This is a genomic window from Arthrobacter sp. 05T444, assembly GCF_056395905.1.
Genome location: NZ_JBFTKK010000024.1, coordinates 1 through 24,763, shown reverse-complemented (window position 1 = coordinate 24,763; position 24,763 = coordinate 1). Strand labels below are relative to the sequence as shown.

Here is a 24,763-nt window from a genome sequence, read left to right as displayed (position 1 = left end):
CAGCTAATTGTGGCACGGCAAAAGGCCGGATTCAACGCCGGCGCCTGCTTACCCCTCGCTTAAAACCTCTTTAACCTGAGGGCGGCCGGTCCGCCTGGCGGCGTGCTTCAGTTCGCCGGCGATGGGCCTGCTCGACCAGTTCAATCATCCACGGACGGTGCCCGCGGTGGAACGCCATCCCTTCAGGCAGTCCCTGGACGGAGGGGACGGAGTTGGCAATATCGATAGTGATGCGGCCACCGCCCAGCGGAGCGTTGGTGATGTGCAGGTCCCCATACGACTCCGGAAGAACGGGATCCATCCATACGCCGCCGGCGGAAACGACCGGGTCATACCGCATCAGGCTGGTCACGAGCTGGATCGGGGCGGTCGCTGCCCAGGCCTGCGGCGAGCACGCCGTTGGATAGGGCACGGGTGTGGCGAGCTGCTCCCGGCTGAAGCCGCAGAACAGCTCGGGGAGGCGGCCGTCGGAGTGCTCGGCCGCATCCATCATGCCGGTGGCGATCCGTTGCGCCTCGGCCACGAAGCCGTAGCGGAGGAGTCCGGCGGCGACGATTGCGTTGTCGTGGGGCCAGACCGATCCGTTGTGGTAGCTGGCGGGGTTGTACGCGCCCATGTCGCTGGCCAAAGTACGTACGCCCCAGCCGCTGAACATTTCCGGGGACATCAGGCGTTCCGCCACCTGCGGGGCCTTGTCCTCGTCAATGAGGCCCTGCAACAGGCAGTGCCCCATGTTCGAAGCGCACGCGTCGACCTGCCGCTTCTTGCCGTCGAGGGCGATGGCATAGTACCCGCGTTCAGGTATCCAGAACTGCTCGTTGAACTGTTTCTTCAGCCGCGCCGCCCGGTCGGCGAGTTCGTTCGCAAAAGCCGTGTCCCCGGCGTCGTACGCCAGCCACGCGCGCGACAGATACGCGACGTAGACGTAGGCCTGGACCTCGCAGAGTGCGATGGGCGGCTCGGCCAAGGTTCCGTCGGCGAAGTTGATGCCATCCCACGAATCCTTCCAGCCCTGGTTGATCAGCCCCTGGTCATTGAGGCGCTGGTACTCGACGAAGCCGTCGCCGTCCCTGTCCCCGTAGTTCATGATCCACTCCAGCGCACGGTCCGCATGGGGCAGCAGGGCAGCTATGGTATCCGCGGCGAATCCCCAGCGGCTGACCGCCCCGAGCACCATCAGGAACAGGGGCGTCGCATCGACGCTGCCGTAGTAGTTTGATTTGCCGCCCAGAGATAGCCCGCTGGAAACGTCGAGCCGGACCTCGTGGAGGATCTTGCCCGGTTCCTCCTCGGTCATCGGGTCCACCACGGTTCCCTGGCGGTCTGCCAGGGTCTGCAACGTGCCCAGGGCCAGGGACGGGTCCACCGGCATCGCCATTACCGAAGCCCACAGCGAGTCCCTGCCGAACAGGGTCATGAACCACGGCGCGCCAGCGGCCACCACGACACGTTCCGGATGATTGGGGTCCTCGATCCGAAGAGCGCCCAAATCGTCGTAGCTGCGACGCAGGGTCCTTTCTATCGAGCGGTTCCCCATCTGCAGGACCGGAATCTTCGCCACCCAATCCCGTCGGCGCCGGTCCCGGGGGGACAATCCCTCCCCCTCAGAATGGACAAATGCCGTCGCGGAACCGGCTCCCTCGGTGCTGGGCAGCACGGTCAGGACTGTGCTCCAGTGTCCGTGCGACGGGACGGACACCCGGTACGTCACGGTATCCGCCGAAATGTCCGCACCGGGGGCTTGGACAACCACGCCCTTCCGGACGTCCTGCCAGACGCCCCGAACGGTGAGAGCGTCGGCGTCGGCCTGGCGGCTTTCTTCCCAGCGCCGCTGGATCCGTGCCTCTTTGACCTCGAAGAGGTCCGCGAAGTCCGCCTCGATCCTCAGTGCTATTACGCAGTCGGCCGGTTCCAGGGAGTAGTTGCGAACGGTGACCTGCTCCTGGATGCCGGCCCCCACTTCCCGCAGGCGCTCCACGATCAGGGGGCTGTCGGCGTAGCCGTCTGAGCGGGGAACCCGTCCGACAAACAGCGCCCGGTACGGCTCCTTCGTTTCGGCCGCCAGCGGCTCAAGCGGCTGGCCGTCAACCGTAAGGCTCCAGCCCGAGAGGATGCGGGCGTCTTGCACGAAGAGGCCATGGGGATGTTCGGCACGGATGTCCCCGTTCGGCAAAGAAATGCAAAAGGATGAACCCTCGACCAACGTGACCGTCCCGGCCCCCAGCGGGCCGGCCGCCGTATCAGCATTCCACCCAGCCATCGAGGCCACCTCCGAGCAACTAGCGACAGCGTGCCGTCACCTGTGAGTCCTGCGGCTGCCCGCGCCGTCGTTTCTCCGACCGACGCTACGCTTGCTGGCTCCCCCAAGCTAGGGGCTGGCGTCGGTAGTGCTTTGCGAGGTTAGCGTGGGTGACATTGGATGCTGATTTCTCTATTCGCCGTACATCAGACCAAGGAGGAATGCATCCAATTCCTTGCTGACGCTCCGGGAGGATTCGGTGCCGCCGGAGGCATCAATCTCGTCGCCCTCCAGGCATAGGCCCACCCACGGCAGGCACGTTAGCTGAGGGGAGCGACGGTGTGCCTGCACGTCCGTTTCAACCTGGCGCGGGGAAGCAGCAGCCGCGGCGAACGTGCGGACCGGGTGCTTCTGGCCGATGGCGACGGCCCGATGAATGATCGACATGATGTCTTCCTTTCTGACTGTGCCGCGGGGAACGTCTATGTTCTCTCGGCGGACATTTACGGGGAGCGGGGTCTAAGATAATTGAACGTGACGTTCATTTCTCGAACGACTGCGTTTCATTGTGGCATGGCTCACCTTGGGAATCAATGCCCTTCCGGAGAATCCTGCTTGCGCCACCGAACGAAACGCTAGGGTTCTGCAGATCTTGCCAAAATCGGCAGGCAAAATGATTGGAAGAGCTATGCAACTTGAAGGCAAGACCGCCCTGATCACCGGCGGGGGACGCGGAATAGGCCGCGGTATCGTGGACCGCTACCTGGAGGAAGGAGCCCAAGTCGCCGTGGTCCAACGCCAGCCACTCGAGCCCGCCCTCGAGGGGCGCCCGGGCCTTCTCGGCATCCAGGCGGACCTGAGCGTCCCGTCCGCTGCAGCTGAGGTTGTCGATGGCACAGCTTCGCACTTCGGCGGCATCGACATCCTGGTCAACAACGCCGGGATCATGTTTGAGCGCAGCGTCTCCGAAATCCTGCCGGCCGAGTGGGATCTGATGATGGCCCTGAATATGCGGGCGCCGCTGTTTCTGGCCCAAGCCGCGTTACCGCACATGCGCCGGCGAGGCGGGGGAAGCATCATCAATATCGGCTCCATCGAAGGTCTGGCCGCCAACCCCGGCCATGCCGCCTACTGTGCGTCCAAAGCCGGCATTCACGGGATGACCCGCGCCATGGCGGTGGACCTGGGTGCGGACAATATCCGGTGCAATGCGATTGCGCCAGGATGGATTGCTTCCGAACTGAGCGAAGCCTACCTGGCCTCCCAGCCCGACCCGGCAGCCGCATACAGGGCCCTGGATCGCCTACACCCTGTGGGGCGCATAGGGCGCCCCGCCGACGTCGGCGACCTCGCCGTTTTTCTGGCAAGCGACAGGTCCAGTTTCATGACCGGGGAGATCATAGTGCTCGACGGTGGCAGGACAGCAAAGCTGCCCCTGCCATTTTGAAGCGGCCGGCACCCGAAAGGCGCGGGTCCTCCAAGAATGCCCGGCCCGCCCGCCCGGCAGGCGTCGTGCCTGGCCTTCAGTCCGCTCCTGGGGCCGCCTTGATGACCAGGGCTTTATCGAGCCTGCAGATCATGACTCTTCCCAGGCCGGCATCCTGGATCATCCAGAAGACGCTGCGGTCTATGGCAATCATGTCTATCCTCCCGGAGATGGCGCTTCCGTCACTCCGAAGCACGCGAACAGCGTCACCCCGGGAGAGATGGGACCAATCCGGTACTGGCCGGGAAGGAAGGGCCGTTCTGCGGGTAAGGTTCCTGGGCCCTCTTGGAGTCACCTTCAGGTCTGGGGAAGCTGATTGCAGTGCTTGATGTCGCATGATGGCCGTCCGTTGGGGCTCGCTCTCGAATCCTGATTCGGCTGATGGGGGCAGTGGGCTTGAACGCGGTCGCCGTTGACGGCACTGCCAGACCGCCCCACATCTCAGGGTGTTCATACAGTGAACACGACGTTCAAGTTACCGTGACGTGGGTAACTCGTCAAGAGCGCGCCACCTTCACCCGATCTGGTTCGCGACTCCGTTGAGAAAACCTCTTGCAAAGCCAGGTGAGTCGCGCCACAATAGGAATACGTTCATAAATTGAACGTTACGTTCAGAAATAAACGAGCCGGGTGCGTTTCCCAGCCGAAAGTTTGCTCCCGTGGAACCCCTGGTTCCCTTCCCGGTCAGTGAGGACCTCATCATGAATGCTCTCCAGCGGACTCTCGTCACCGCCGTCGCTCTTTTCCACCACGCCACTACCCAGCCTGACCCAGGCTCCGGCTCCGCATCACCCGCCGCGGCCGGGGCGGGAGTTATAACCTGCGGCCCCTGGGAAGGGTTGTACTTCGAGGGCAGCGCCTAGCTCCCCCGCGGTACATCGGATCTTAGGACGACAGTCAGAGGTGAAGACATGACCCACTGGCGGCAGAAGCCCAAGCGAAACGACCCCAAGGTGGTCGGCGAGGTCCTCCGCGAACGAAACGAAAGAAGAACAGCTGCCCTGATCGCCTGCATCAGCGAGATGAGCAGGAGGCAGGGTCCGGACGCGGTTACTCATGCCCTGGTTGCTGAACGCGCCGGCGTGCCCGTCCAGTACGTGCAATGGAAATACCCCTCGCGCGAAACGCTCATCGCCCTCGCTCGTGCCTAACCCTGCGGGCGCATCGCTCCCGGAAGCAGGTCAAGGGAGGGGGCCTCAGTTGCGGCCAGGATTTTGAAGCTGCTAGGACAAAGCCTTCGCGACGTCGCGGGCCGCCTGGCGCAGCTGGTCGATGGTGTCGGGCAGCCGGTCCGATTTGAGGCGCTGGACGGGGCCGTTAACCGAGAGTATGCCGACCAACGCACCCGCAACGTCGCGGACGGGGCAGGCGACCACGAAGAGCCCCTCTTCAAGCTCGTCGTCAAGGATGGCGTATTCCTGCTCCCGGACCTGGCGCAGCTCCTTCATGAGAGCCTTCCGGCTGGTGATCGTGTGGGGAGTGTAGGATTCCAGCTTCTCGGGCAGCTCCGTTGCGATTTGCTCATCGCTCAGTTCGGCCAGCAGGACCTTTCCTGTTGCACTGGCGTGTACCGGGTAGGTTCCCCCCAGGTAAAGGTGCGAGACGTTCAGGTAGCGTGAGGCCGAGGCCTCGGCTATCACGTCATAAGCCAACTCACCCCGGACCATGGCGAAGCTGAATGTTTCATTGAGCTTCGCTGCATATTCGTCCAGAACGGGCTGAATCCTGGCGACAGCACCGGTGTAGGGATCGGCAATCCTGCCCAGACGGGCCATCTGCCATCCCAACAGATAGCGGTTGTCGACGCGGTCCACGAAGCCTGTTTGCTCGAGGCTCAGGAGCAGGCGGAAGGCTGTTGGGCGTGTCATCCCCACAGCGTGGGCCAATTCGGTGACGGTGATGCCTTGCCGGTGACGGCCGAGTTCGCTGAGGAGCACGGTCGCCTTGATGACGGACTTGTTGGTCAGGTCCACGGACTCATCGGCAGTCGGCGCTTCGGCTCCTGCCAGTTCCTGCACGTCTGCGCTTCGTTCCGTTGCCATGTCCGCTCCCGGTTCGAGTACTCAAGGCGGGCGGCCTTGTGATGTCGATACCCATCCTATGCTCTTTCAACTAGCGAACGGCGCGTTCAACCGGGGCTTCGAACACCGGCGCTTCCCTGCCACAAATGCGGTATGCGAACTCGTCCAGCCCCCTTTGCCGGTGAGCAGGACCGCGGCCACGCTCTCGGGCAACGGTTCCCGGCTCCGCAGATTGCTGCTGGCTCCAACGACTTCTTCGCTGGTGCTCATGGAACTCCTAAGTTCGTACGTGCCGGGCTTTGCCGGCTGTAGTCCTCGTGTCAGCTCATGACCTTTGCTGCATTGACCTGCCTGGATGCAGCAACGGCGTTGCGGGCCGCGACGGACAGCAGCCCGGTGTCAGAGGCGGTGGGCATGAAGCGGAATCCGAGGGCGGCCATCCTTTCGGAGAGTTCCGGCTCTCCGGTGTAGATACCGGGGGTGACGCCTGCTGCTGTGCAGCGGCGCGCGATGTCCGCGAGGATCCCGTCCGGTCCTTCGCCGGTCAGTTCCTCCAGTGTCACTCCCAGGCTGAGGGACAGGTCGTACGGTCCTACGAAAATGCCGTCCGGTCCGGTGGCGAGAATCTCGTCGAGATTGGCCAGACCGGCGGCTGTTTCGATCATCAGGATGCACAGGGTGTCATCCTGCGGGTTGCCCGTGGCGGGCTTTGGGTACCGGGGGCTTCGGCGGGTTGGTCCGTAGCTGCGGTTTCCGCGCGGGGGGAAGCGGCAGGCGGCTATGAGTGAAGCTGCTGACGCCGCATTCTCCACCGTGGGGAAGATGATTGCGCCTGCACCCGCGTCCAGGATTCGGCCGATGATTCCCATGTCGTGACCGGGAACGCGGACGATGGACGGTACCGAAAACAGGTGCGCAGCTTCGATCAGCGGCTGCATTTCGTGGGTTTCCGGGCCTCCGTGCTGGCCGTCAACGCAGATCCAGCCGAACCCTTCGGCTGCCAGGGTGTCCACGACGGCAGGATCGCGGAAGCTGACCCAAGCCCCGGCATGGATCTCACCGTCGTCGAGGATTAGACGCGGAGTCCGCAGCCCGCTGTTCCGTTCACTTTCACCGTAGATCTTCATTTCTTCGTTCTCCTTGTTGTCAAAGGTTGTTTGGGGCGAATATGCGCTTCGAACGGAAGGGCGCCCTGCCGACGCAAGCCCGGTCAGAGCACCCTTCCGTTCGCGTTTGCGTAGCCGCAGAGTTACTTGACTGCCACCTTGGCCAGGGGTGCTGAGGTGTCGCTCAGGCTCAGGCCTTTGGTCTCCGGTGCCAGGTACTGGGAGATGACAGCACCCAGCACACAGATGCCGGCGGCGATCAGCATCGTGGTTCCCACGCCCAAGCTGTCCACCGACATCGGGAGGATGAATGTTCCCGCTGCTGCGCCGATTCGTGAAAACGCAGTGGCGAAGCCGACCCCGGCACCACGGATTTCCGTGGGAAAGACCTCGCCGGGGTAGACCCCGGTCAGGGCCGTAGAGACGGCGTTGAAGAAGGAGAAGATGATGAAGCAAACCAAGATAACCATCGGCGAGACGTGTGCGAACAGGCCGATGACCACCAATGCGACGGCGGCGATCCACATCGGCGGGATGGACAGCTTGCGGCGTCCGACCTTTTCGATGAGGAACATCGCGGCCAGGGAGCCGGCCACCACCACGCCGTTGAGCAGCAGCGCTCCGGCCAGGCCATCTTCAACGCCCAGGCTCTCAAGCACGATCGGCGCGAAGGTGGCGATCGCGAAGTACGGGGTGACGTTGCAGACCCAGTACATGCACACGAAGATCGTCGCGTTGCGGTATTGCGGGGAGAAGAGTTTGCGGAAATTGGGCTTCTCCGCCTTCTCGTACGCCAGGTCCCTGACGTCTGCTTCCTCCATGAACTCCTGGGCAACGGCGAGCCCCTCCTCAATCCGCCCCTTGCTGATGAGCCAGCGCGGGGATTCGGGGGAACCGAGCCGGAGCAGGAAGACGATCAGGGAAGGGACGGTGCTCATGCCCAGGATGATGCGCCAGTCGGCGTGGATCGATGTGGACAGGTAGTACCCCACGGCGTAGGAGATCAGGTAGCCGACGTACCAAGCTACCTCCTGGAATGCCATGAGCTTGCCCCTCAGCTTGGCCGGAGAGAATTCGACGAGCAACGGCCAGCCGATCGCGTAATCGGCGCCAATTGCCATACCCATGACGAGGCGGATCAGGAACAACTGCCAGGCATCCGCGACGAAGAACTGAGCAGCGGAGCCAAGCAGGAAGATGGCGAGGTCGACGATGAACATCGGCTTGCGCCCGACCTTGTCGGCCAAGTAACCGCCGATGGGGCCACCAAAGAAGATGCCGATCAAGGCAGAAGCGCCGATCAGGCCCTGCCAGGTGGCGGAGAGGCTCAGATCCGACGTCAGCGCCGGCATGACGAGCCCGATGCCGCCCAGGATGAAGCCGTCGATGAACATGCCGCCGGCGATCACCGCGCTGAGCTTGTACAAGAACCGCCTCTTTTGCGGATCCGGGGCGACCGACGACTGCAAAGATGGCCTCGGGGCCGGGGTAACAGGTGTATTCACGATGGACTTCCTTGTAGATCGTGCTATTTCGAACGGGATGAAAGCTCGCCTGCGATGTCAGCGCGGCGGATTTGGGGGGCTGAGTAGTCAGGCCCGATTCGTTCATTTTTCGAACGTCGTGCTCAAAAATATGGCATGCGCCACATCCCGTGTCAATAGCTGTTGCGTAATCTCCCTGACGAAAAAAGAACCCTTGACAGTGAGCTGGCTACCTTCTAAATTGAACGCAGTGTTCAGTTTATGAACGTAGATCCCTAGTTGTCGCCTTGCCAGGCACGAGTCCAAGGAAGCACCGCTGCCATGAAAAATGAACCCCTGAGCCTTTTCGCCTTTGACGTCTTCGCCCCGTCCCATCTGACATCGGGGTCATGGCGCGCTGAGGGCGACCAAGGCTCCCGCTATACGGACCTGCAGTATTGGACGGGCGTAGCGCAGATGCTGGAAAAGTCGGGCTTCGACGGCATTTTCTTCGCCGACAACCTCGGCTATCACGATGTGTTCCGGGGGAACAGTGATGCCGCGCTGCGCGACGCCGCGCAGTTCCCCATCAATGACCCGACCGTGTTGATCAGCGGCATGGCGGCCGTGACGAAGCACCTCACCTTCGGGGTGACCTGCTCGGCGACGTATGAACCGCCCTATCTGCTGGCCCGCAAGTTCAGCACCCTGGACCACCTGACTTCCGGGAGGGTTGGCTGGAACATCGTGACCTCGTACTCGGAGGCCGCGGCCCGCAACCTCGGCAAGGTGCAGCAGCTTAGCCCGGCTGAGCGTTACGACCTTGCCGATGAGTACATGGACGTCGTCTACAAGCTCTGGGAAGGTTCATTCGAGGAGGACGCCGTGGCCCGGGATGCCGAATCGGCTACGTACATCGACCCGGCGAAGGTGCACCCGATCAACCACTCCGGCCAGCACTTCACTGTGCCCGGCTTCCACCTGTGCGAGCCGTCCCCCCAGCGCACGCCTGTGCTGTTCCAGGCCGGGTCGTCCTCCAGGGGCATGGAATTCGGCGGCAAGCATGCTGAGGCCGTCTTCATCCAGAGCACCTCCGTGGAGGGTGCCAAGCGCTCAGTGGCCAAGCTCCGCCAGGCAGTGGCAGACGCGGGCCGCGACCCCCGCGACGTCAGGGTAGTCATCCTGCTCACTGTGGTGGTGGCTCCCACCGACGAAGAAGCCCAAGCCAAGTACCAGCAGGCCGTGGAGAACGCACCAATCGATGGAATCCTGGCACGCTTCAGCGGTTGGACCGGCATCGATATGTCCGAGTACGACTTGGACACCCCCTTGCGGTCCGTTGGAACGAAGGCAGGGCAGTCGATGGTGGACATGTTTTCCAAGGCCGACCCCGACCGGGACTGGACCCCGCGCCAGATCGCCGAATTCCTCGCCGTCGGCGGTACAGGTTCCACGATCATCGGCTCCCCGGAAACCGTCGCCGCAGAACTGCGCCGCTGGCGTGACGAGGCCGACGTCGACGGCATCAACCTCAGCTACATCACCAAGCCCGGCAGCTGGGAAGACTTCATCGAGCTGGCCCTGCCCGAACTCCGCGCCCAGGGAATCGTTTCCCCAGCCCGCCCGGAAGACCAGGAACCGGTAACACTGCGGGAAAAGCTCTTCCCCGGCCACAAGTACACGCTGGACTCCCACCCCGCCACCGAACACCGTACCAAGCACCTGAGCGAAGCCACCCGCTGACGCCCAGCTGAACCAGCAATATCAACGGAGATACTTCAATGACTAAACAGACAGACGTAGTCGTCATCGGTGCCGGTCTTGCCGGCCTCATCACTGCCCGTGAGCTCGGCAACCGCGGCCACAACGTGGTCGTCCTGGAAGCCCGCGACCGTCTTGGCGGCCGCTTGTGGACCGATCGCCGCCTGGGCCAGAACCTGGAGATCGGCGGCAACTGGCTGCACTGGACCCAGCCGCATGTCTGGGCCGAGGTCACCCGCTACGGCCTCGAGGTTTCCCGCGGCCCGCGCTCCGAGGAAACGTTCTGGCTCGCCGGGGACGAAGTGCGCCGCGGCACGCTGGAAGACTTCATGTCACTGATCGACCCCGGCATGACCCGGCTGCTCGAAGACACCATGAAGTGGCTGCCCCGACCGGATGCACCGCTGACGGTGGAGAACCTGGCCGACGTCGACCAGTACAACCTGCAGGAAATGCTGGACAAGCTGGACCTCTCCGAGGACGAGCGGAACGCGAATGAGGCAGCCTGGGTGGGCCACTTCAACGCACCCCTGGACCAGTGCGCCTACGTCAACGCCCTCCGCTGGACCGCCGCATCATCCGGCCATTGGCACCTCATGCACGAGGCCTCAGCGATCTTCCGTCTGAAGAACGGCAACGACACGCTGACCAAGGCGATCGCCGAGGACACCAACGCTGACATCCGCCTCAACGCCCCGGTGACCGCCGTCCGCCGCAACAGCGGGGGAGCCACCGTCACCTACGGCGATGGCCAGGAAATCGAGGCCAAGAAGGTCGTCATCACCCTGCCGCAGAACGTGCTGCACAAGCTCGATGTCCAGCCCGCCCTGTCCGACGGCAAGCTCGCCGCCAGCCGGGAAAAGACCGCGTCCCAGGGCGTCAAGGCCTGGATCCGGGTCAGGGGACCCATCAAGCCGTTCTTCGCCTACTCGGCCCAGGACAAGCCCCTGTCCGTAATCCGCACCGAATTCATCGGTGAAGACGACGCCGTCCTGGTCGGCTTCGGTGCCGACGCGGACCGCATCGACGTGACCGACATCGAACAGGTCCAGGAAGCCATCAAGGTATGGCGCGACGACCTGGAAGTCCTCGAGGTGGCCGGCCACCACTGGATGTCCGATCCTTACGCCGAGGAGACCTGGCAGATCCAGCGCCCCGGCCAGCTCACCAAGTACCACCGGGAACAGCAGGTCAGCGAGGGCGCACTGCATTTCGCCAGCGGCGACATTGCCAACATCTGGGCCGGCTTCTTCGACGGCGCTGTCGAGAGCGGCCTGCGCGCCGGCCGCAACATCCACGCAGAGCTCCAGGAACAGCCATGAGCGCCCCCGCACTCGAAGGTCGTCGGATCGACTCCGACCAATACCGGGCCGTCATGCGGCACCTGCCCACCGGCGTTGCCGCGATCTGCTCCACGGACCCGGTCACGGGGGCCCAAAACGGCATGATCGTGGGAACCTTCGCCTCACTGTCAATGGAGCCCCCGCTGGTGACCTTCAGCGTCACCCACACCTCCACAAGCTGGCCCAAAATTGCAGAGATCGGACGGTTCAGCGTCAGCCTCCTCTCCGATGACCAGCAGCAGGTCTGCCGTGCACTCTCGGCGAAGGGTGAGGACAAGTTCAGCGCCGTGAACTGGTCCGAATCCGGGTGGGGCACTCCACACATCCACGGTTCGCTTGCCTGGTTCGACTGCCGGACCGAGCAGCAGATCGTTGCCGGAGACCACCTGATCGTCGTCGCCAGCGTGCTGGAAATGACGCCCGGCGAGGGAACTCCCCTCATCTTCCACGGCGGTCGCTTCGGAAGCTTCCGTGAAATCGCCTGACCTGCGAAGCCGCCTGATCAAGGAGCACTGATATGGACATCACCCCAGCAACAGCCGCCACCCCCGTGGCCGACATCACGCCCGCCTACTACCGACAGGTACTGGGCAAACTTCCCACCGGCGTCGTGGCCATCACCGGCGTCAACGATGACGACGAAAGACTCGGCCTCGTCGTCGGCACCTTCCAGTCCCTGTCACTGGACCCGCCGCTGGTCATGTTCTGCGTCGACAAGTCGTCCTCCACCTGGCCGAAACTGCGCAAGCTCCAGAACTTCACAGCCAACATCCTCTCCGATGACCAAGTCAGTATCTGCCGGTCCCTGTCCCGCAAGGGACCCCAGAAGTTCGAAGGGCTCCCCTGCACCACAGGCCCCTTGGGAACCCCGCACCTGGACGGCGCGACTGCCTATATCGACTGCGTCGTCACAGCCGAGGTCGTGGTGGGCGACCACTACATGGTGGTCGGAGCCGTGACCAACATGAACGAAGGAACCGGCAACGCCCTGATCTTCAGGGGCGGCAAGTTCGGCCAGTACCAGCCCATCGAAATCCCGGCACCGGAAGTAGCAAGGAGTGCATCATGAACCGACGGGAAACCATTCTCAACGCCTGGAACCGCGCCTGGGGCGACGGGGACCTCACGGACTTCGAGCAGCTGCTCGCACCCGGGTACGTCCGCCGATCCAAGTCAGGCAGTGAAGATTACGCCAGCCTGAGGAAAACCATCGAGGCCACCCACGCAGCCTTCCCGGACACAACCACCGAGATCCTGCACATCATCGAAGACGGAGCCACCGCCGCGATCCACTGGCAGACCCAGGGCACGCATCAGGGTGAATTCATGGACGTCCCCGCGACCGGCCGGAGCATCACCGTTTCCGGCGCATCCTTCCTCCGCTTCGAAAACGACCAACTTGCAGAGGAATGGGTGGTCTGGGATCCACGCGAGCTCCTCTCAGCTCTCGGCATCTGGCACCTGGGACCCGGCAACGCCTAGGCAGAACGCCCACGGGCGCTTACCGACCACGGGCAGCAGCCCCTCCCGCACCGCCGCCCACACATGCTTTCAACCGCCCAGGAGGCGCGACAATGACTCTTCAAGGACATTCCCTCATCGCTGGGGAGACCGTCACCGGCACCAGCGGAACGACCTACGGGATTAACCCCGCCACGAACGAACAGCTGGAACCGGCCTACACCCTCATCAGCGAGCAACAGCTGAAAGCGGCCACGGACGCAGCCACCGATGCCTTTGACTCCTTCAGCACCCTCGAACCCGAGCAGCATGCGCGGTTCCTGGACGCAATTGCCGAGAACATCGACGCCATCGGTGATGAACTGATCGAGCGGGCCTCCACAGAAACCGGGCTCGGCGCCGACCGGCTGCGGGGCGAACGGGCCCGCACCACAGGACAGCTGCGGCTCTTCGCTGACGTCGTGCGACGGGGAGACTTCCGTGGTGTCCGCATCGACCCGGCTCTGCCCGACCGGGCTCCCCTTCCGCGGGCCGACATCCGGCAGCGCCAGATCCCGCTCGGCCCCGTAGCCGTTTTCGGCGCCAGCAACTTCCCGCTGGCCTTCTCCGTCGCAGGCGGCGACACAGCCTCGGCCTTCGCAGCCGGCTGCCCGGTGATCGTCAAGGCACACAACGCCCACCCCGGCACCGCCGAGCTGGTCGGCCAGGCCATTGTCAACGCCGTCCGCGACCTTGACCTGCACCCGGGCGTCTTCTCCCTTATCTACGGCTCGGGTGCGAGCATCGGCCAGGCGCTGGTGGCGGATCCCGCCATTAAGGCGGTGGGCTTCACCGGTTCCCGCGGCGGCGGTACCGCGCTGATGCGCACGGCTGCAGCCCGCCCGGAACCGATCCCGGTCTATGCGGAAATGTCCTCCATCAATCCTGTCTACGTTTTCCCCGGCGCGCTGAACGGGGACGTTGAAACGCTCGCCCAGCAGTACGTCGCCTCCGTCACCGGCAGCTCGGGGCAGCTCTGCACGTCGCCCGGGCTGGTTTTCGTTCCCGCCGGTGAGGCCGGAGACCAGTTCACGGCGGCCGTAACCGAGGCTGTCACGCAGCTTTCCGGACAGACCATGCTCAGCGGCGGGATCGCCTCTGCCTGGGAACACGGCCATAATGCGCTGGAGTCCGCCGCCGACGTCGAGCTGATCGGCCGGGGCAAGGGCGGCCCGACCGCGAACGCGCCAGCCCCCGCAGTGTTCTGGGCGGACCTGGATGTCTTCACCACAAACCCGGTGCTGCATGAGGAGGTCTTCGGCGCCGCCAGCCTCGTCGTCCGCTACAAGGGAGTTGAAGACCTGATCGAGGCCACCCGATTGCTGGAAGGACAACTCACGGCCTCGCTGCACGTGGCCGAGGAGGACTACCCCGTTGCCTCGGGCCTGATCCCTGCCCTGGAGCGCAAGGTCGGCAGGATCCTCATCAACGGATGGCCCACGGGTGTGGAAGTCGGCCACGCCATGGTCCACGGCGGCCCCTACCCGGCCACGTCCGATTCGAAGACGACGTCGGTGGGCACACTGGCGATCAACCGGTTCCTGCGCCCGGTGGCGTATCAGAACTTCCCGGAGCAGCTGCGCCCGGCACCCCTGCAGGATGCGAACCCGTGGAACGTCAACCGGCTGGTCGATGGCAAGCCCGAACAGGCTGGCTAGAAACTTCCGCGCACCTCATGCTTCCGGCCCCGGATAGACCTCTCCCAACACAGAATCATCCGGGGCCGGAAATCCACCTTTACCAGGCAGACAAAGGACTTCATCATGCCAACCATTACGCTCGAAAACATCGCGGACACCCTCCGCACGGCCCGCCTTCAGGGCGAACCGATCGCAGCCCCGACCGAGACGTGGCCGTCTCTTGACGCGGATGCCGCATTCGAAGTGCAAAAGATCAACGTCAGCCACGCCGTGGCCGACGGCGACCGTCTGGTGGGCTACAAGCTCGGCAACATCGCCAAGGTCATGCAGGACGCCTTCGGCCTCGACCAGCCGGACTACGGGCATCTGCTGGCCAGCACCTTCACCTACGAGGGCACCACGCTCGACCGGAATAAGTTCATCGAACCCTTCGTTGAACTCGAGCCCGCATTCGTGCTGAGAGGGCACCTCGGCGGCCGCAACACCACCATCGCAGACGTCATCAATGCCATCGATTACGCTTTGCCGGCGATTGAAATCATCGACTCCCGGGTCAAGGACTGGGCGATCGGACTCCCGGACACGCTGGCGGACAACGGCTCCACCGGGGCCATCATTCTCGGCGGCACCCCCCGGCACGTCACGGACCTGAACCTGCGCGACACACGGGGCGTCCTGCGGTTCAATGACCGGGAAGTTATCGCCGGGACCACCGGCAACATTCTCGGCAACCCGTTCGCCGCCGTCGCCTGGCTCGTCAACCGCCTCGCCGACTACGACGTCGAGTTCGAACCCGGGCAGGTCATCCTCCCCGGCAGCTGCCTGCAGGCAGTCCCCATGAAGGATGCCGGCCGCTGGTCAGGGACCTTCGAAGGCTGGGGCACCATCGAATTCGACGTCTCGGTTTAGCAGAGAGCCGAACCGGTGTGCCCGCCCCTGTACGGGCCGGGCACATCGGTCAGAACCTGCTTCAAGACGGTCTGGCTAGTCCTCGTTTCCCAGCCCCGCTTGCTCCATGAGTTCCGTCAGCCATGGCCGGTGTTCACGGTGGAACGCTATCCCTTCGGGCAGACCCTGAACGGTTGGTTCAGATCCCTTGATATCGATGGTGATGCGGCCGGCCGCCATTGGCGCATTGGTGATGTGCAGGTCACCGTATGAATCGGGGAGTGCCGGGTCCATCCAAAAGCCGCCACGGGAAATGTGGGCGTCGTACCGCATCAGGCTTGTAATCAACATGATCGGCGTGGTCGCTGCCCACGCCTGTGGGGAACAGGCCGTTGGATAGGGCACAGGCTCGGCGACCTGGTCACGGCTGAAACCGCAGAAGAGTTCCGGGAGACGGCCGTCGCTGTAATCGGCCGCCTCGAACAGGGCGGTGGCGATGCGCTGTGCCTCTTCCACGAAGCCGTACCGCATCAGTCCGACGGCGATGATCGCGTTGTCATGCGGCCAGACCGAGCCGTTGTGGTAGCTCGCGGGGTTGTAGGCGCCCATGTCGCTCGCGAGTGTTCGCACACCCCAGCCGCTGAACATCTCGGGGGACATGAGCCTTTCGGCTACCAGGGGGACCTTGTCTTCATCCATGATGCCGTGCCACAGGCATTGCCCCATGTTGGAGGCGCATGCATCGACTTGCCGTTTCCGGCCGTCCAGGGCGATAGCGTAGTAGCCGCGGTCGGGCATCCAGAATTCCTCGTTGAATTTCTTTTTCAGCTGTGCTGCTTCCGCGGCGAGCCGGGCCGCCAAAGGCGCGTCACCGGCGTCGTACGCCAACAAAGCCCGGGCCAGATATGCGCTGTAGGTCAAAGCCTGGACCTCGCACAGCGCGATAGGGGGTTCGGCGATACGACCGTCCGCGAAGTTGACGCCGTCCCAGGAGTCCTTCCAGCCTTGATTGATGAGGCCTTGGTCATTGAGGCGCTCATACTCGACGAAGCCGTCGCCGTCCCTGTCCCCGTAGTCCCGAACCCAGTCCAGCGCGCGGTCGGCGTGAGGCAGCAGTGCGGCGATGGTGTCCTTGGCGAAACCCCAACGGCTAACCGATGCGAGTGTCATCACGAACTGTGGAGTCGCGTCCACGCTGCCGTAGTAGACGGACTTGCCGCCCAGGGAAAGCCCGCTGGAGACGCCGAGCCGGACCTCGTGAAGAATCTTCCCCGGTTCCTCCTCGCTCATGGGATCCACCACGCGGCCTTGGCGGTCAGCCAGCGTCTGCAACGTGCCCAGTGCCAGCGACGGGTCCACCGGTAGGGCCATTTCCGAAGCCGTGAGCGAGTCCCGGCCGAAGAGCGTCATGAACCAGGGCGCCCCGGCGGCCACGACGATCCGCTCCGGATGGGCGGGATCCTCAATGCGCAGCGCGCCCAGATCGTCGTAGCTGCGGCGCAGAGTCCGTTCGATGGAACGGTTGCCTATATGCAATTTGGGAATCCTCGCTACCCAATCCTGGCGCCGACGGTCGCTGGGAGACATCTCACCTCGAACCGGACGAACAAACGACGCCACCGGTGCAGAGCCGTCGACAGTGGGCACCACGGTCAGCAGGGTGCTCCACTGTCCATGTGGCGGGACAACCACCCGGTAGGTCAGGGCCTCCGGGGTGACGTCGGCGCCGCTGGAATAAACGACGACGCCCTTCCGGACGTCCTGCCAGACCGCCCTAATGGTCAGCGAGTCCGCGTCCGCGTGACGGGATTCTTCCCAGTGCCGTTGGACGCGCGCCTCTTTCACCTCGAAGAGATCCGCGAAGTCCGATTCGACGTTCAGGTTTACCACGCATGCGGCTTCGTCCGAGGAGTAGTTCCGGATGGTGATCTCCTCAAGGACCCCGACACCCACTTCCCGCAGGCGTTCCACGATCAGCGGACTGTCCGCGTACCCATCGGAGCGGGGGACGCGGCCAATGAACAAGGCCCGATAAGGTTCCTTCGCCGATGCTGTCAGCGGCTCCAGAGGCTGCCCATTGATTGCCAGGTTCCAGCGGGACAAGATGCGGGTGTCCTCGTGGAAAACACCGTGCGGATGCTCCGGATGGATGTCACCATTCGCCGACGAAATACAGAAGGATGAACCCTCCACCAAAGTAACCGTGCCTGCCCCCACAGGCCCGGCAGCCGTGTCAGCATTCCATCCAGCCATCCCCGCCTCCTTCAACGGTTCAAGACCGGGGCGGCGTTATGCGAGGCTGGGTCCAGCCATCGATCGCCCTTACCCCGTTGGCTAGACGCTACGCCTGTACTGCCTCGGATAATAGGCACTCGGCCCGTCCAACATTGAGCCTGGTCGCAGTCGCGTCCTTCGACTCCTAAGTACTTCTGCTAATTCTCTGTCGCCCACCCGCACACGCACTTCGGGGGCAGCGGAAATCGATTGGTTGAACAGTGGTCGGGAGGGGAGAGGCCGCGCACTGACCAGAAAATGCACTGTAGGGCACCTCGCCAAAACGCAAACGGACGACGGCGGGACGTCCCGCCGTCGTCCGCTGTGTTGACCTTGTTTCGCTCCGATGTAATAAACGCGACTTCCCCGGAAACTAAGCGAGTGTACTCACAACGCATATTGGGGAGGCTCGACAGCTACATGAAAAAGACCATTCGCACCAGAGCAGGGCTGGTAAGTATCGCCGCCGCACTGTCCCTCGCGGTATCCGGCATCCTGCCTGCCCAGGCGGCAGACACACCGCACACCAACTGGAACTTCGCAATCGACTCAACCGCGAATGTGGTTGCTTATGATGGCGCCGGCACTCTCTGGTCCTATTCCTGGATGTCACCCGGGGTGACGCCGCAGCGCAGGGCCATTGGGCCGGCAGGGTCTACGGTCCCGAAGGTTTTCTTCGTTACCAACTGGAACTCTGACGATGCCGGTGTTCCGGATCTGATCGTGCAGAACAAGAACGGCACCCTGACATACCGTGAGGGAATCAGCACCGGCGGGTTCCACGATTACGCGATCGGCACCGGCTGGCAGAACTACGAGATCACCGTGGGCCAGTGGAAGAAGACGGACAAATACCCGTCCATCATCGCCAGGAACAACGCCACGGGTGACTTGTTCCACTACGGAAACCCGTCGGGGAAGGGTCTTTCACCGCGGGTGAGGATCGGCCGCGGCTGGAATGGGCTGTCCTTCAATCTGCTGGACTGGGATAGGGACGGCAACAACGACGTTGTTGCCAAAAATTCCTCCGGGCAACTCAAGTTGTACCGGACCAACGGTGCCGGATCGTTCATCTCCGAACCCCGCGCGACTATCGGCACCGGCTGGAACGCCATGAGCTCCATCCGCGCCATGTCAGGACTCACCGGCAACGGGACGGTCGGCCTGATGGCTCGGGACAGTGCGGGGGTCCTTCACTACTACCCGGCAAACAGGAGCGCTTGGGCGCCGCGGCAGACCTTCACCAAGGGCTGGGCTCTGTACACCATCGCAGGCAACTGACGGCGTGGTGTGTCACGAAGGACTTATTTTGGGCCGCCTGCGAGCACTGCCGACGGGCGTCAGGGGCGCTGGAAACATCCCGTATTTAGGCCACGCCCGGGATTTATGGCGCGAATGGGCCTGAGGCGAGGGCGCGGAGAATTCGCCCGGCGTTCTGCAGTGCGTTGGTCGCCTGGGCTGGATCTTTGGATGTGTCTTGGGCCGTGAGGTCCCGCAGCGCTATTACCTTTGACAGGCCTAGTTGGCGGGCTGCTTGCTGGTCCAGGGTCGAGGCGCCAACGACTGCAGCCACCGGGGTGTTTCCTGCGCGGCTGCATACGGCGGAGATAAGTTTGCCGCCTGATGTCTGGTCGTCGAGGCGTCCTTCTCCGGTCACGAGCATGTCGCACTGCTGCGCGTGCGTGTCGAAGCGCAGCAGATCCAGGAAGTAGTCGGCTCCGGAGACGAGGGAGCCGCCCAGAAGGAGGAGGCCGAAGCCGATGCCCCCGGCGCTGCCGGCTCCGGGGATATCGGCGAGGGCGGGCGCGTCGATGTTTGGGATGGTGTTGCAGGCTTGGACGAGGGCGCGGAGGCCTTGGTCGAGCACCGCGACCAGCTCAGGGTCCGCTCCTTTCTGCGGTCCGAAGACGTGCGCGGCCCCTTGAACTCCGCATAGGGGGCTGGTTACGTCGCTGGCACCGATGAGTTCAATTCCATCGAAGTCGAATGCGGTCCTCAAATCGACGTGCGCTATTCGGTGAAGTGAGCCTCCGTCCGGTTCCAGCAGGCGTCCTTGTTCGTCCCGAAACTCCGCGCCGAGGGCGGCAAGCATTCCGGCCCCGCCATCGGTGCTGGCGCTGCCTCCGAGGGCAATGACGATGGTCTTCGGTTCCAGGAGCGCAGCAGCCAGGATGGCTTCGCCCAAGCCCCGGCTCGACGCCGCCAAGGGACGTAACGGGCCCTGCACCGTGGCAAGACCGCAGGTTCCTGCCACTTCCACCACCGCTGTTGTCCCGTCAAAGGCGATCTGGGTGAGCTGCACTTCGCCGTCGGCGTTGTGGACCTCAACTGTTTGCGCCCGTGAGCCGGCGAACACGGCTGCCTCGACGCTCCCGTCTCCGCCATCGGCGAGGGGGAGGACTGTTACCTGGACCTGTGCGTCGGTGGTCAGGGAGTCGATTCCTGAGCGGATGGCTTCGGCGACGCCAAGCGCACTCAGGCAGCCTTTGAACTTGTCAGGGGCGACCAGAACGCGCGTGGCACGGGGTGCGGCGTCACGGGCATGCGGACCGGATTCCTCGCGGGGGCGGCCGGCTGTGAGTTGACTCATGCTGTTTCCTTCAGTGCGGTGTTGGGGAGGGCTATGCGTCGTTGCTGTGTCCAACAAAGTAGACATCACAAAACTCATATTGTCTAGCAATTCACATAATTTTGTCTGACAATCACAAGTGGATGTGCCTAACCAAAGGCGATAAAGTGGCGGGGAAACAGAGGAGTTCCCAGTGACAGCCCAGCCAGCGACCGCGTCCCGCGTCGATGTCATAGCCGATGACATGCGCTCGCGAATTCTGCGCGGCGAATACGTTGGCGATACCTCCTTCACCGAAACGGACGTCGCCACCCGCTACGACGTAGCCCGGCCCACCGCGAAGGCCGCAATAGAAAAGCTTGTTTCCGAATCAGTGCTCGAGCGCAGCACGAACAAGACGGCAAGAGTCATCAAACTCGGGCCCGAAGATGTCCGCGACATCTACTTCACGCGGGCGCGGCTTGAAAAAGCCGTCCTCCTGCAACTGGCGCAGGCACGTTCGGTTCCGGCCGGAGCAATAGCCGCCCAGCGGGAACTCGAACTACTGGACGGCAACTCCGGCTTTGACACCGTGGACCCGGACATGCGCTTTCACATGGCACTCGTGGACAGTATCGGCAGTCCAAGAACCAGCCGCATGTACGGCTCACTCGTCTCCCAGGTCAAACTCTGCATGGCCCAGATCCAGGGCCTCCAGCTCGTCCAGCCCGAACGCATCATCAAAGAACACCAACACCTGCTCGAACTCATAGAAGCCGGCGACGGAGCCGCTGCCAGCAACGTCCTCGACGAGCACCTTAGCCGCCCCAGAGAACGCCTCGTGGCCGCCGTGGGCGGAGTGCCGGGCCCGGAAGCGTTCCGCGACTAAATCCCGGGACTCGCCATCTCCTTCCCTGTTGGAGACGCGAGGGTGCCGGCCCGCCCCTGACGGTCACTTCTGATCCCTGCCGGGTTCACGGCTCACGCCTTCTGAGCGTTGCCAAGTTCGTAGATGGCGTGGTCCAGGAGGTCCCGCTGGATGGGGCGCAGCATGTATGAGCCGTGGAGGTAGGCGTCAATTTCCATGGTTCCCGCGTCTCCGCCGATGCTGAAGTAGTGCATCCATAACTCATCGACATCAAGGTCGGCCTGCCGGAATGCTTTGGCCGTCAGGTCCCGTTGAGCCTCGCCGTCCGAGTCAACGCTCATGGCGTTCGGTCGAGGTCCGTCGTCGGTTCAAGAGTCTCGTGGGCTACGGCGCTAAGAGGGATCTCCTGCGTGCGGGCGCGTGCGATCATGACCTGCAGGGCGGCCCTCTCGCTCACGCGGAGGCGCTCCATGAGCACGCCCTTGGCCATGTCAATCAGGCTCCGGCTGTGCAGGGCGTCCTTCAGTGCGTCACTGAGTTGCTCGGCGCGTTCCCGGGCCTGGAGGTTGGCCAGGATGAGCGCAGCAGGTCCGGCAAGAAGGGACAAGACCTGTTCGCTGCGTTCGTCGAAGGCGTGGGGCACATCTGCATAGACCTTCATCGCGCCAATAGCCTCGGGTTCACTGCGTCCGGTCACGTCCGGAACCAGGAGGGGAACGCTGATGCAGGACAGTAAGCCAAGACGGGCGCCCGCCCTGCTCCATTCCGGCCAGTGTTGATCATGGCGAAGGTCGTCCACCCGCACCGTCTGGGCGCTCGCCCAGGCCGCGAGGCAGGGTCCATCGCCGAGATCGTACTGCAGCCGGTCGGCCCGCTTCACGATGCTGTTGGTGGACGCTGTGCTCGTCGGCCGGCCGTGGGCATCGATGAGCGTGCCTCCGGCGCCGACGCTGCCGGGCAGGCTTTGGTGCGCTGCCTGTGCAATGTTGGCGACGGCCCGGTCAACCACTGGTTCTGTGAGCAGGAGGCCCGTGACCCGAGCGAAGATCTCGGGCAGCTCGCCTGCCATTGGGTGCTTCCGCGTCACTGGCTGGCCTCACATGTCATCAGGGTCGTGAGCATCCCTCTGGAGGGATACGTCCGGCAGGTGCTTCCCATCATAGTGCTGCGCCCTGCAAGGACTGCCGTGGGCTTACTGCTGTGCTTCGTCATCACGTTTCACCTGCTCTGGGAGCTTTGAGCCGTTCAAGATGTCCGTGGCTATCTGCTTCAGTTGTTGTTTGCTGGACCGTGCCATCTCATGCAGAAGAGTGGCAGCATCCTCGCGGCTGCCCCGGGTTTGGGCCATGATGAGGCTCAGGGCGGCGTCAATGATTGCCCTGGACTGCAGCGCCCCGTGCAGGCCTTCGGGATGGATCTCCAGCCGGTGCACCCGAAGCGCCAAGCGGAGAATCCGGGACAGCGGCACCGCATACGATTCCACCGCGGCAATGGTTGCCGCATTAAACGTGTGTGTGCTCCGGGCATAACAATTGAGAGCTGCCGCTGCGTTCGGTCCTGCATTTACCGGAACGGCAAGGACCGATGTGATGCCGTCGTCCGTGACCGCCTGTGAGTACCGACTCCACCGTTCGGACGTTTTGAGGTCCGAGACGAGGACGGTTCGGTTTTCCCGGAGCGCTGTGAGGCAGGGGCCGTCGTCGAATCCGTACTGTCTTTCGTCCATCTGCTTGGCACTGTCGCTGCTGCTGGCCGCGGTGACCGGCCGCCCGTCACGCTCGAGTGAAATCGCGCACAGCATCGGTTCGGGTGCGGCGAGTTTCGAAGCAGAGAAGACCGTCAGTTCAAGGAGGAAATCGTCAAATCCGGGGCTTTCCAGCAGGAGATCCTGCAGTTGTTCCATCGTCGGCGACGGGAGTTGCCCTGGCGCCGGTGGCCGGCCAGACTCAGCGGTCATCGCATGCCTCGATCCACTTGGAGCCGGGTCCCCCGATCCGTCTTTTTTGGCCGGATTCAACGTCCGGGGATGATCGCGGACTCCTTGCGTCCACGGCCATGACGCGACAAACAGGCCGAATACGACCCCGGGAGTCCTGAAGTTGGCTCCGCACTTGGTGATCGCTTCGCCGCTGATTCTGAGCCTACTCTCCATGGACCGCGCAGGAAACAAGTGCAAGCAGGGGCCCCGGAATATCTGCGGCGGCCTGGGCGCCGGAGGCCAGACGTGGAACGCTACATCCGCAGGTCGCGGATGTAGCGTTCCAGGTCGAGTCGCAGGGCGGATTCGGTATCCGGCCTGCTCCGTTTAAGCCGCTGGACGAGCGTTTCGGCGGTGGCGAGCACTTTCCGGCCGTTGTGCGTGAGCCGGATATTTGTGTAGCGGCGGTCGCCGGCGCGTTCTCTGCTCAGGAAGCCAAGCCCCTGGAGTCGGCGGACCACCCTGCCCAGGCTTTGCTTGCTCACACAGAGCAGCGCGGCGAGGTCGGACACGGTGACCGGCTCGAGTTCCGCCACCGACTCCATTATGTCCAGCGAGGCTTTGGTCAAGCCCAACTGCGTGAGGTTGCGGTTGATCTGCAGCTCATCCAGACGGGCAGCGATGCTGAGGAGCCGGTGTGTTGGCCAGCGTTCCGGTCCTGTCGAATGAGCCAGGCTCATGCTGGCTCACGTGTTTTGGACGTGGTCCTTGGCATCCGTGGCGGTCTCTTTGACCTCGGAGGCGGCAGTTTGCCCTTCCTCCTTGACGTGCTGGGCGGCGTCGGTGGCGGTGGCTTTGACGTTTTCCATGGCTTCTTGGGCGGGTTCCTTCAAACCCTGCGCCATGTCCTTGGCTGCTTCGGCCAGCTGCGTGGTGACCGGTTCCGCGGCGGATTTTAGGGCGTCGGCAGCCTCGCGTTCCTTCTCGCTCGGCGGGATCAGCGAGGAGACCAGCAGCCCGGCGCCGAACGCGATCAGGCCGGCGGCGAGAGGGTTGCCCTGGGTTTTGGCGGCCGCCTTGTGCGGGACATCGCCGATGGCCTCGCCTGCGTCGTGAAGGGTGGAGCCGACCGCGTCGGTGGCGTCACTGATGGCGCTTCCGGTGCTGTGGGTGGCGTGGTGTGCGGTGCCGGAGGCGCTGTGAGTGGCGTGTTCGGCGGTGCCCATGACTTTCTCCTTTACTCCGAAAACGGCGTCCTTGACCTTGCTGGTCTGGCGGTGGACGATGTTGGACGGTGTTACTTTGTCGGCCACGGCGTCCACGTTGGTGCCGAGGCGTGCGCGGGTGGCTTCGATGTCGGCGCGGATGGCGTCCGGGTTTTCACTCATCGGTGGTCTCCATTGGGTTTCAGGGTGGGCGGGATTTCCTGGACGGTCTCAACGGTCTGGGGCATGCCCTTGATGGCCTTGAGTTCCTTGCGTCCTACCGATGCGAGGACCGCGGCGATGATGCCCCAGATGACTGCAACGACGACGGCGGACCAGCCGAGGCCCATCAGTTCACCGAGGGCGTACCAGAGGGCGATGGACAGGAACAGGAGCACGAAGTGCCCGGCCACGCCGGCGCCGGCGAGCATGCCGCCGCCCTTGCCGGCCCGGGTGCCGGACTGCTTCAGTTCGGCCTTGGCGAGTTCTATTTCCTGCCTGAT

General features: G+C 63.6%; 25 protein-coding genes. 12 read left to right on the top strand and 13 right to left on the bottom strand.

The genetic code is table 11. The features are described 5' to 3' along the window. Positions 1-70: 70 nt before the first annotated feature. Both AC1DD3_RS18710 and AC1DD3_RS18705 read right to left on the bottom strand, forming a co-directional pair. A complete protein-coding gene (locus AC1DD3_RS18710; protein ID WP_476882242.1) occupies positions 71-2,260 on the bottom strand; it encodes an amylo-alpha-1,6-glucosidase in 2,190 nt (729 codons plus the stop codon). Positions 2,261-2,431: 171 nt separating this feature from the next. Further along, positions 2,432-2,686 (bottom strand): hypothetical protein, encoded by a 255-nt coding sequence (locus tag AC1DD3_RS18705; protein WP_230120991.1) that lies wholly within the window; start codon positions 2,684-2,686, stop codon positions 2,432-2,434. Positions 2,687-2,927: 241 nt separating this feature from the next. Between AC1DD3_RS18705 and AC1DD3_RS18700 the strand changes: the two genes are divergently transcribed. The 3 genes from AC1DD3_RS18700 to AC1DD3_RS18690 all read left to right on the top strand — a co-directional run bounded on the left by AC1DD3_RS18700 (position 2,928) and on the right by AC1DD3_RS18690 (position 4,876). Continuing rightward, a complete protein-coding gene (locus tag AC1DD3_RS18700) occupies positions 2,928-3,686 on the top strand; it encodes an SDR family NAD(P)-dependent oxidoreductase (RefSeq protein WP_476882241.1) in 759 nt (252 codons plus the stop codon). Positions 3,687-4,426: 740 nt separating this feature from the next. Next, the gene (locus AC1DD3_RS18695) at positions 4,427-4,588 is read left to right on the top strand and encodes a hypothetical protein (protein WP_230121067.1); all 162 of its coding nucleotides are present in this window, start codon (positions 4,427-4,429) and stop codon (positions 4,586-4,588) included. A gap of 48 nt (positions 4,589-4,636) precedes the next feature. Further along, positions 4,637-4,876 carry a TetR/AcrR family transcriptional regulator gene (locus AC1DD3_RS18690; RefSeq protein ID WP_230121065.1) on the top strand — a complete coding sequence of 80 codons (240 nt, stop codon included), beginning with the start codon at positions 4,637-4,639 and terminating at the stop codon, positions 4,874-4,876. Positions 4,877-4,948: 72 nt separating this feature from the next. On the opposite strand, the gene AC1DD3_RS18685 is transcribed toward AC1DD3_RS18690, so the two are convergent. The 3 genes from AC1DD3_RS18685 to AC1DD3_RS18675 form a co-directional block, all read right to left on the bottom strand. Then, on the bottom strand, positions 4,949-5,767 hold the full coding sequence (locus AC1DD3_RS18685) for an IclR family transcriptional regulator (protein ID WP_230121064.1): 819 nt from the start codon (positions 5,765-5,767) through the stop codon (positions 4,949-4,951). Positions 5,768-6,066: 299 nt separating this feature from the next. Next, positions 6,067-6,873, bottom strand: coding sequence for an HpcH/HpaI aldolase family protein (locus AC1DD3_RS18680; protein WP_230121062.1), 807 nt, complete (start codon positions 6,871-6,873; stop codon positions 6,067-6,069). A 122-nt stretch (positions 6,874-6,995) separates the two neighbouring features. Continuing rightward, entirely contained in the window at positions 6,996-8,279 is a 1,284-nt protein-coding gene (locus AC1DD3_RS18675) for an MFS transporter (protein ID WP_476876785.1), read from the bottom strand. A 378-nt stretch (positions 8,280-8,657) separates the two neighbouring features. Between AC1DD3_RS18675 and AC1DD3_RS18670 the strand changes: the two genes are divergently transcribed. The 7 genes from AC1DD3_RS18670 (at position 8,658) to AC1DD3_RS18640 (ending at position 15,468) form a co-directional block, all read left to right on the top strand. Continuing rightward, positions 8,658-10,058, top strand: coding sequence for an LLM class flavin-dependent oxidoreductase (locus AC1DD3_RS18670; protein ID WP_230121058.1), 1,401 nt, complete (start codon positions 8,658-8,660; stop codon positions 10,056-10,058). Between the two features lie 38 nt (positions 10,059-10,096). Next, complete coding sequence (locus AC1DD3_RS18665; protein WP_230121057.1) at positions 10,097-11,398, top strand: flavin monoamine oxidase family protein; 1,302 nt, start codon at positions 10,097-10,099, stop codon at positions 11,396-11,398. Next, a complete protein-coding gene (locus tag AC1DD3_RS18660) occupies positions 11,395-11,904 on the top strand; it encodes a flavin reductase family protein (RefSeq protein ID WP_230121055.1) in 510 nt (169 codons plus the stop codon). The genes AC1DD3_RS18665 and AC1DD3_RS18660 overlap by 4 nt, the downstream gene beginning before the upstream one ends. A 32-nt stretch (positions 11,905-11,936) precedes the next feature. Continuing rightward, entirely contained in the window at positions 11,937-12,488 is a 552-nt protein-coding gene (locus tag AC1DD3_RS18655) for a flavin reductase family protein (RefSeq protein ID WP_230121053.1), read from the top strand. Beyond that, positions 12,485-12,901: an ester cyclase gene (locus tag AC1DD3_RS18650; protein ID WP_230121052.1), complete on the top strand. Its 417-nt coding sequence runs from the start codon at positions 12,485-12,487 to the stop codon at positions 12,899-12,901. Before AC1DD3_RS18655 ends, AC1DD3_RS18650 begins: the two co-directional genes overlap by 4 nt. 92 nt (positions 12,902-12,993) lie before the next feature. Further along, positions 12,994-14,577: an aldehyde dehydrogenase (NADP(+)) gene (locus AC1DD3_RS18645; RefSeq protein ID WP_476876784.1), complete on the top strand. Its 1,584-nt coding sequence runs from the start codon at positions 12,994-12,996 to the stop codon at positions 14,575-14,577. A 105-nt stretch (positions 14,578-14,682) separates the two neighbouring features. Next, entirely contained in the window at positions 14,683-15,468 is a 786-nt protein-coding gene (locus tag AC1DD3_RS18640; RefSeq protein WP_230121048.1) for a 2-keto-4-pentenoate hydratase, read from the top strand. Positions 15,469-15,543: 75 nt separating this feature from the next. On the opposite strand, the gene AC1DD3_RS18635 is transcribed toward AC1DD3_RS18640, so the two are convergent. Beyond that, positions 15,544-17,700, bottom strand: a complete 2,157-nt coding sequence (locus tag AC1DD3_RS18635) for an amylo-alpha-1,6-glucosidase (RefSeq protein WP_476876783.1) — start codon at positions 17,698-17,700, stop codon at positions 15,544-15,546. Between the two features lie 441 nt (positions 17,701-18,141). On the opposite strand from AC1DD3_RS18635, the gene AC1DD3_RS18630 reads away from it, so the two are divergent. Then, entirely contained in the window at positions 18,142-19,002 is an 861-nt protein-coding gene (locus tag AC1DD3_RS18630; protein ID WP_476876782.1) for an FG-GAP repeat domain-containing protein, read from the top strand. 103 nt (positions 19,003-19,105) lie between these two features. On the opposite strand, the gene AC1DD3_RS18625 is transcribed toward AC1DD3_RS18630, so the two are convergent. After that, positions 19,106-20,311, bottom strand: coding sequence for a glycerate kinase (locus AC1DD3_RS18625; RefSeq protein WP_476876781.1), 1,206 nt, complete (start codon positions 20,309-20,311; stop codon positions 19,106-19,108). 172 nt (positions 20,312-20,483) lie between these two features. On the opposite strand from AC1DD3_RS18625, the gene AC1DD3_RS18620 reads away from it, so the two are divergent. Beyond that, positions 20,484-21,158 (top strand): GntR family transcriptional regulator, encoded by a 675-nt coding sequence (locus AC1DD3_RS18620; protein WP_476876780.1) that lies wholly within the window; start codon positions 20,484-20,486, stop codon positions 21,156-21,158. Positions 21,159-21,250: 92 nt separating this feature from the next. Here AC1DD3_RS18620 and AC1DD3_RS18615 read toward each other — a convergent pair whose 3' ends face one another. The 6 genes from AC1DD3_RS18615 to AC1DD3_RS18590 all read right to left on the bottom strand — a co-directional run. After that, positions 21,251-21,478 carry a hypothetical protein gene (locus tag AC1DD3_RS18615; RefSeq protein WP_230121039.1) on the bottom strand — a complete coding sequence of 76 codons (228 nt, stop codon included), beginning with the start codon at positions 21,476-21,478 and terminating at the stop codon, positions 21,251-21,253. Beyond that, positions 21,475-22,206 (bottom strand): GAF and ANTAR domain-containing protein, encoded by a 732-nt coding sequence (locus tag AC1DD3_RS18610; RefSeq protein ID WP_230121037.1) that lies wholly within the window; start codon positions 22,204-22,206, stop codon positions 21,475-21,477. Before AC1DD3_RS18610 ends, AC1DD3_RS18615 begins: the two co-directional genes overlap by 4 nt. Positions 22,207-22,329: 123 nt before the next feature. Beyond that, on the bottom strand, positions 22,330-23,040 hold the full coding sequence (locus AC1DD3_RS18605; RefSeq protein ID WP_230121036.1) for a GAF and ANTAR domain-containing protein: 711 nt from the start codon (positions 23,038-23,040) through the stop codon (positions 22,330-22,332). A 329-nt stretch (positions 23,041-23,369) separates the two neighbouring features. Then, positions 23,370-23,795 carry a MarR family winged helix-turn-helix transcriptional regulator gene (locus AC1DD3_RS18600; protein WP_230121034.1) on the bottom strand — a complete coding sequence of 142 codons (426 nt, stop codon included), beginning with the start codon at positions 23,793-23,795 and terminating at the stop codon, positions 23,370-23,372. Positions 23,796-23,801: 6 nt separating this feature from the next. Beyond that, positions 23,802-24,443 (bottom strand): DUF3618 domain-containing protein, encoded by a 642-nt coding sequence (locus tag AC1DD3_RS18595; protein ID WP_476876779.1) that lies wholly within the window; start codon positions 24,441-24,443, stop codon positions 23,802-23,804. After that, positions 24,440-24,763, bottom strand: a 324-nt coding sequence (locus AC1DD3_RS18590; RefSeq protein WP_476882240.1) for a phage holin family protein, incomplete at its 5' end; no start/stop codon positions are given. The genes AC1DD3_RS18590 and AC1DD3_RS18595, both read right to left, overlap by 4 nt.